Source organism: Reichenbachiella sp., from assembly GCF_039941815.1.
Taxonomy (GTDB): domain Bacteria; phylum Bacteroidota; class Bacteroidia; order Cytophagales; family Cyclobacteriaceae; genus Reichenbachiella.
On the sequence record NZ_JBDVDW010000009.1, the window covers coordinates 24,431 to 31,293 of the forward strand.

General features: G+C 40.8%; 8 protein-coding genes. All 8 read right to left on the minus strand.

The window, feature by feature from the left end:
• Window positions 1-36: 36 nt before the first annotated feature.
• Complete coding sequence (locus ABJF11_RS00545) at window positions 37-333, minus strand: metalloregulator ArsR/SmtB family transcription factor (protein WP_348117160.1); 297 nt, start codon at window positions 331-333, stop codon at window positions 37-39.
• A gap of 229 nt (window positions 334-562) precedes the next feature.
• Window positions 563-925 carry a helix-turn-helix domain-containing protein gene (locus ABJF11_RS00550; protein ID WP_348117161.1) on the minus strand — a complete coding sequence of 121 codons (363 nt, stop codon included), beginning with the start codon at window positions 923-925 and terminating at the stop codon, window positions 563-565.
• A gap of 1 nt (window position 926) precedes the next feature.
• Window positions 927-1,220: a type II toxin-antitoxin system HigB family toxin gene (locus ABJF11_RS00555; protein WP_348117162.1), complete on the minus strand. Its 294-nt coding sequence runs from the start codon at window positions 1,218-1,220 to the stop codon at window positions 927-929.
• A 324-nt stretch (window positions 1,221-1,544) separates the two neighbouring features.
• Window positions 1,545-2,660 carry a hypothetical protein gene (locus ABJF11_RS00560; RefSeq protein ID WP_348117163.1) on the minus strand — a complete coding sequence of 372 codons (1,116 nt, stop codon included), beginning with the start codon at window positions 2,658-2,660 and terminating at the stop codon, window positions 1,545-1,547.
• Window positions 2,661-2,721: 61 nt separating this feature from the next.
• A complete protein-coding gene (locus tag ABJF11_RS00565; protein ID WP_348117164.1) occupies window positions 2,722-3,447 on the minus strand; it encodes an ABC transporter ATP-binding protein in 726 nt (241 codons plus the stop codon).
• 24 nt (window positions 3,448-3,471) lie between these two features.
• Window positions 3,472-4,689 (minus strand): FtsX-like permease family protein, encoded by a 1,218-nt coding sequence (locus ABJF11_RS00570; RefSeq protein ID WP_348117166.1) that lies wholly within the window; start codon window positions 4,687-4,689, stop codon window positions 3,472-3,474.
• Window positions 4,690-4,719: 30 nt separating this feature from the next.
• Window positions 4,720-5,937, minus strand: a complete 1,218-nt coding sequence (locus ABJF11_RS00575; protein ID WP_348117167.1) for an FtsX-like permease family protein — start codon at window positions 5,935-5,937, stop codon at window positions 4,720-4,722.
• Window positions 5,934-6,695 carry an outer membrane lipoprotein-sorting protein gene (locus ABJF11_RS00580; protein WP_348117169.1) on the minus strand — a complete coding sequence of 254 codons (762 nt, stop codon included), beginning with the start codon at window positions 6,693-6,695 and terminating at the stop codon, window positions 5,934-5,936. The genes ABJF11_RS00575 and ABJF11_RS00580 overlap by 4 nt, the downstream gene beginning before the upstream one ends.
• Window positions 6,696-6,863: the final 168 nt, after the last annotated feature.

The window sequence follows — 6,863 nt, forward strand, 5'->3', positions numbered from 1 at the left end:
ATATGTTAATATTTTCATGTTTTGAATCAAAAAATTTTACAAATTACATTTTGACATACAGTCTATGACTGTTAATACTTCTTTCAATTTCAAAGTATAAAGAATGTTCTTCCCTTCTCTTTTGCTGCTTAATATTCCTTTCAGTTTCATATTAGTCAAATGATGAGAAATCAGTGACTGCTCAACATCGAGTCGCTGACAGATTTCATTTACAGACAACTCCACCTCTTTGGCCAGCAAACCAATAATACCCAGTCTAACCGGATGCCCTATGGTCTTGAGGATGAATGCCACCTGCTCTATTTTCTCGGTCTCTATTCCAGTTGAAATCATAATTCTAACTTTAGATTACGCAAACATATGAATATTATTTCATATGTGCAATTATTCATACGTTTGATTTATTGTTGGGTTGCTTATGATTAAACAATTTGTTGGTAGTTCTATAGAATTACACACAACAGTCCTGAAGTAAGGGTTGCATTTAGCATTTCAAACCAGAACTTTACTTAGTCATAGATTAGGTAGCTTCAATATAAAAATTGAGTATTGTTTTGTGCGTCTACTGTAATATAATGTCACCATCAATTTTAAGTTCTCTATGAAGCTTCCTTGCTACATCTAAAGTAATATCTCTTTTACCTCTTAGATACTCGCTTACTCTTGCCTTCGGAACTTGGAGGGTATCGGCAAGGTCTGTTTGTTTTAATCCCATTTCATACATTCTTAGCTTGATAACATCAATGAGAGAAGGGGTTTCAATTTTGATATTTTCATCCTCATAGTCTGCCACTAAATCAGAAAGTCGATCCAACATAACAAATTCTGGGTTATCATAAGAAAGATTGTCTCCCACTTTCGAGATAAGCACATCAATCTTTTTTAGTGCTTCTTGATATTCATTTATAGAATTAATTGAGTTCATCTTATACCTCCTTTGCGTTTATTTTGTCGTATTCAGCATGAGTACCTATCCATCTAACATAAACTTTCTGAGAGACGTAAATTATGATAGCTACCAGCCTAAAATCATTTCCTTTAATGTTGAATATCACACGGTTATTTCCTACATAGTCAGCACTCAGAAAATCATTCTTAAGCTGATTGAGGTTAATCCATTTCGCTTTGTTAACCTTTTTATACCAATCTTCTAATGCTACTTTACTTGTTGAATGCTTACTATAATAGTCAACAAGTTTCTTACGGCTTACCACTCTCATTAAGGTATCAAAATTACATTATATGTAACAATATTACAACTGTTTTTGATTTATTTACTACTCTTGGAAGGATTCTTTAAGAATTGGTTTTCGCTTGATACTTGCTACACTATTCTCTTTTTTCGATTCGTTATTTTTGATAGATGAGACTTATATGATAATTATTCATCAAACATGGAAAAATTATGTCATCGGTTCCCCGCCGAGAGAGGTTCTCGCTTCGGCAGACCGATATGGCTAATAAAAACTAATTTCATACAGATGAAAATCTCGTTTGACTGGAATTATAGCCGTACCTAAATATCGGACAACTAATTATTACCTTCAAAAACTCCATTTTACTCTTGCATAAAATAGCTTGGCTATAGCCCGATATTCGCCCAGCTGGTCATCCAGAAAGAACTGGCCAATTAGATCGAGATCGAGGTTGGGTTTTACAGAGAAGGTTACGTTTGGGTTTATAAACACTGTATTTCGGGAACTCGGGTAATAAATAACAGCCAAACCACCATTGATCAGTGGATGAAAACTATAACCGGCCTGAACGAAGGTCGAATATTTAAAGGGTGATAGGTTCCTGGCGGTCAGTAGGCCCGATGAAGCGAAGGCCAATCCATCAAAGGAAGTATTTTCAGAGCCATCCGAATTGAACAGCACAGATCCATTGAGATACAGCGAGTTTTCAAATGAGTAATCTACCGTCAGCGATGCCAACAGAGCCTCATCCAGAAATCTCTCATTTGTGTATGGGTAAAAGTAAGTGGCTTCTCCCTTGAACCCTGCGTCTCCTATACTTCCGGCCCACCCCATGCCCAAAACTAAATCTTCACGTGCCTTGCCGGACAAAAATTGAAAATCGTAATTCCAACGATTGGTCTTCCACATTCCGGCCATCACAACTTCATCTATCTCTTCACTAAAATTTGAAACCAATTCCAGACTTCCGGCATACCCTATATATTTTCTTATCCTTATAGCGTCACTACCTGGGCGTTCTTCATAGTCAAAATCAAAAAATGAATAAGCATTGAAAAGGTCATTTGGATTCCACACCAAATTTACCCCCCAATTCACCCGCTGTCTACCAAGTCTTATTTCCCATTCGTTGCCATACCATTCGAGATAGGCTCTGTCGATCATGCTCTGAAACAGCCATGACTTGCCTTTGGGTGTTTGATATGACAGGTCGAAATAGTCATTGCCAACGTCAACGAAATCGGCATACTGTGGAATACTTTTGACCAGATCACCATGGAAAATCCGGTTTCTAACTTCAAAATAGAAATTTAATTTTTCGGTCGGATACCATTTGAAATTCATCCTGTTGTGAATGAGGTTGTCCACCATTGTTGAATCTGCTCCTACATTGACCGTCATTAGATCTTTGACATAGCCATTGAGCTGCCAGTTTTTGGGCTTTTCAATTTCTTGTGCATACATGGAATGTATACTGACTAAAAACAGAAAGAAATATAGAGCCCTGAGCTTCATCTCGAAGGATTTACGTTGCCATGGCTACCTCCTCACGGACTTCATCAGAAGCGATAGCACCATCTACAAGGGTAATGACTCTCCTGGCTCGATCAATGACCCGCTGATCATGGGTGGAGAAAATGAAGGTCATGCCCTCTTCTTGATTCAACCGAGCCATCATGTCCAACAGGTTCTCTGCTGTCTTGGAATCCAGATTGGCTGTTGGTTCGTCTGCCAACACAAACTGGGGTTTAGAAGCCAGCGCTCTGGCTACAGCAACACGCTGTTGCTGACCACCTGACAATTCTGAAGGGCGTTTGTCGGCTTTGTCTTCAAGGCCAGTTTCCTTTAGCAGTTGGTTGACTCTGGATTTTCGTTCTTCCTTGTCCTTTTTCTGCAGAAGCATCACAAACTCGACATTCTCTGTGGTGGTAAGGACTGGGATCAGGTTATACGCCTGAAACACAAAGCCAATATTGTTGAGTCTGAAATCTATCAATTCGTTTTTGCTCAAGGTGGACATATCGACCTGATGCACCCATACTTTGCCTGAGGTAGGTTTATCCAATCCCCCTATCAGGTTGAGCAATGTGGTCTTACCAGAGCCTGAGGGGCCTACAAGCGCAGTAAATTCACCTCTTTCTATATGTAGATGAACATTGTCAACCGCTTTCACTGGAACAGCACCTTCATCATAGATCTTTGTCAGATCCTCCGTGTGTATTACACAATTTTCGTGGCTAGAAGTTTCCATAGGTTGATATATTTAAATTCCTCATCAAATTTTTCTTATCGCTTTTACCGGGTCAAGTCGCAGTGCCGTTATCGCCGGATATATTGAAGCCATAATGGCTGTAATGATTACCAATGTCATTATTCTGTAATAGTAGATCGCCTCCAGTTTTGGGTAAATGATTGGTTTGAAACCATATGCGGCATAGCCCTCCTGATAGATGGCAGAGAGATCCAATCCATAGATGCTCAGCCAGTATATGGTGACATAGGCCAGTAATAATCCCAAAGGAGCGGCTATCAAAACCATAAAAATAGTTTCCCAGAAAATCATCCCAAATAGTCTGATTTTATTCATCCCGATAGCCATGAGCATGCCTATCTCTTTTACTCGCTCGAGTACGGTCATGAGCATGGTATTGACTATGCCAAAGGACAGAGCCAACAGGATAATCACAAAAAATATGACCATATACTGATCCAATGAATCGATCATGAGCCCCAATTCGGGGGAAAGCTCCTTCCAACTTTCAACTAAAGCGCCGGGATACTGTTGCGTCAAGCTGGAGACATACTCTTTTACCATTTCTCCATTGTACATCAACACGGCAATTTCATGTACCTGACCATTTGTTTTCAATAGAGTGGACAAATCCGCATGATTGACATAAAGATTACCTTCTTCTATGGTGGAATTGTAACTGCGGAAAATGCCCTTGACCCGAAAGGCTCCGGCGACTATATCGCCATTTACATCCTGAAATGTAAGCACAATTTTTGAGCGTATTTTTAGCTTTAGTTTATCTGCCAGCTTCTTGCCTACTATGATTTTGTTTTTATCCGTAGGAAGCAGATACTCTCCCTCCACTACGTTGCTTCCCAACTGTGTCACATGGTTTTCCTTGTCAGGATTAACCCCAATCAACTTACCACCCGTACTGCTGGAGGCGGAGGCTACCATCCCATAGACCAATACGCGACCAGAAACTGCTTCAACCATTGGATTGGCTCCTATTTCTTCAATCAGGGAGTAGCTATCGTCCAAATAGAATTGAGGATCGTAGTCAATGTCAAACTCTGGGTGATGAAGCTGAAGATGTGAAATTTCGCTTCCGATGGCATCCTCCAGCCGTTGATTGATCATACCGAAAACGTAGGCCAGGATAAAAGCACCCGCCCAAAGGCCCATCATCACAGACACCATCACAATAAGGCTTCTGACCTTATTTCTCCATATGTTTTTCCAAGCAATTACTAATAACATCCTTCTTGTCTTTAATAGAATGAAAACGACCTAAGTCCGCATCGCATTTACAGGTTTTAGTCTTGTTATTTTCAATAGAGGGTACAATGAAAGCACCAGAGCCACACAAAATATAACTACGGTCTGACTATAAAATATCTTAGGGGCGATGGAAAAATAGAAGATGGGCTCGAAGCCAAAATTCTCATATGCTTTTTGCAAATCACCCGATATTCTAATGGGGAATTTGTAGAAATAGCCTACTACAGGTATGCTTATCAAGGTACCCAAAATAGCACCCATCACGGAGATCATAATGTTCTCCATCACCACCACGCCTGATAATTTTAGATTTCGCATGCCAATAGCTACCAACACACCAAATTCATATTGCCGTTCGATGGTCATCATAATGACAGTACCAAATATGCCAAAGGCGATCAGCATGTAGAGTACAAACAGAAAGATTACATTTTCTGCCCGCTCTCCTTCTAATACCTGGTTCAACTCCGGCAGTAAGACCTTCCAGCCCATTACTTCGTAATGAGCTCCTACCTCAGAGCTCAATTCTCTTTCAATTCGATCTGCATCGCTCACGTCGTCCACGTTCAGTACCAAAGCTGTAATTCTATCTGGTGCACCAAAAAGTTGCTGTGCTAGTGTCATGGGTAGATAAACCATGGTGCGGTTTAGCTGAGGGCTGGCGAACCTGATCAGGCCCCTTATTGGAAACTTGCCTGCCGCACTTACTCCATGATATCCCTGTCCAATAATCACCAAAGTATCTCCTACCGTTAGTTTAAGATATTCGGCCAGGCCTTCTGACACAAGGACTCCCTTATCGTCGCTGAGGATATAGTCACCTGCAACGATTTTTTCATCCAGAGACGTCACCAGCGTTTCATTTTCCGGCTCTATGCCCACGACCATACATACTTTGGTGTACTTTTCGGATGCTGCCAAGGCGTATGATTCCAATCTACCTATGGCAGCATCAACATCAGGATGATTTACTACCTGAGCGACCAATGAATCACTGTAGGTCATAGAATTGTCCAGGGTCTTTTCATCCCAGTATCCGGCTTTGTGTAGCTGTACTGCTCCGGTATAAAAGGAAACCACATTTTCCTGCATTTTGATCAATACCCCTTCTTTGACAGAGTTGAGAAGAATCGCCAATAGTACGGCAAAAACTATCGAGGCCATTGTAATGAACGTCCTCCGTTTATTCCGCCATATGTTGCGCCATGCCAGCTTTAGGTACATCATCTTATCCGTTTCATGTTCTGTAGGGAGAAAAAGTTCACGTCGTGCTGAGCATCGTAGTTGACTTCATGGTATTTTATGACTGTTTTATGTCCCTCCTTGTCTGCAGGGATGTATTCCATCACGGAGGGCAATAATCGTCCTCCAAGTGGTTTTATTTCCAGGAATATGACCTCGTTGACCAGATATCCATCTTCATCGTAGAGTTCGGATCTCAGTTCTATATACTCCTGCTTATCTATCCAGCTATAAATTTTACCCCAGACCACTGGTGTATCTGGTTTAGGTATCAATTCAATTTTGTACACCGCTCTGCCCATTATTAGTGAGTCGCCAACAATGCTGTGTGTGTAGTCTTCTACTATTGAGGATTCCTTGATTAGATCGTCATTGGTAAAATCAGAACCCATCCATGACTGCATCATCATGGAGGGTGGTAATTTTATGTTTCTTTCTATAGTTGGTATCCAATTCCATATCTCATTGTCGCGTTTCAGAAAAACGGTGCCTTTATCTCTGGCAGGTGACGTAACTAATATGAGAGAGTACTTGGTCCCTATAGACCAGGATTTAATAGACATATCTCTTGACCAGGAAGGTCGGATGATGCTTATAGTCATGGTAGCGGTGGCTACATCTCCTCTCCGCTTTTGATCTGCTTTCCGAATTATTTCTTTGGCATCCTGGGCATAAGCCCCCAAGGAAATCATGACCATCAGCAAGGCCATGCTGCGAATGATGGTGTGACGAAATGATTGCATCCTACAATTATTTAGTTACAGGTTTACCCTGAAATATGCATTAGATAATCTATTCCAATCATAAAGCACTTTGAAATAGACACTTAACATATATTTATTGAATCACCATAGCGGTGCTATGCCTCTTCAATATAAGTGCCTCTTTCTTTGCGCTTTATGCTTTCATCA

Bases quoted from the DNA above. Each gene is read 5' to 3' on its own strand.
- ABJF11_RS00550 (WP_348117161.1), bottom strand. From the start codon at position 925: ATGAACTCAATTAATTCTATAAATGAATATCAAGAAGCACTAAAAAAG.
- ABJF11_RS00560 (WP_348117163.1), bottom strand. From the start codon at position 2,660: ATGTATGCACAAGAAATTGAAAAGCCCAAAAACTGGCAGCTCAATGGC.
- ABJF11_RS00545 (WP_348117160.1), bottom strand. From the start codon at position 333: ATGATTTCAACTGGAATAGAGACCGAGAAAATAGAGCAGGTGGCATTC.
- ABJF11_RS00575 (WP_348117167.1), bottom strand. From the start codon at position 5,937: ATGATGTACCTAAAGCTGGCATGGCGCAACATATGGCGGAATAAACGG.
- ABJF11_RS00565 (WP_348117164.1), bottom strand. From the start codon at position 3,447: ATGGAAACTTCTAGCCACGAAAATTGTGTAATACACACGGAGGATCTG.
- ABJF11_RS00555 (WP_348117162.1), bottom strand. From the start codon at position 1,220: ATGAGAGTGGTAAGCCGTAAGAAACTTGTTGACTATTATAGTAAGCAT.
- ABJF11_RS00570 (WP_348117166.1), bottom strand. From the start codon at position 4,689: ATGTTATTAGTAATTGCTTGGAAAAACATATGGAGAAATAAGGTCAGA.
- ABJF11_RS00580 (WP_348117169.1), bottom strand. From the start codon at position 6,695: ATGCAATCATTTCGTCACACCATCATTCGCAGCATGGCCTTGCTGATG.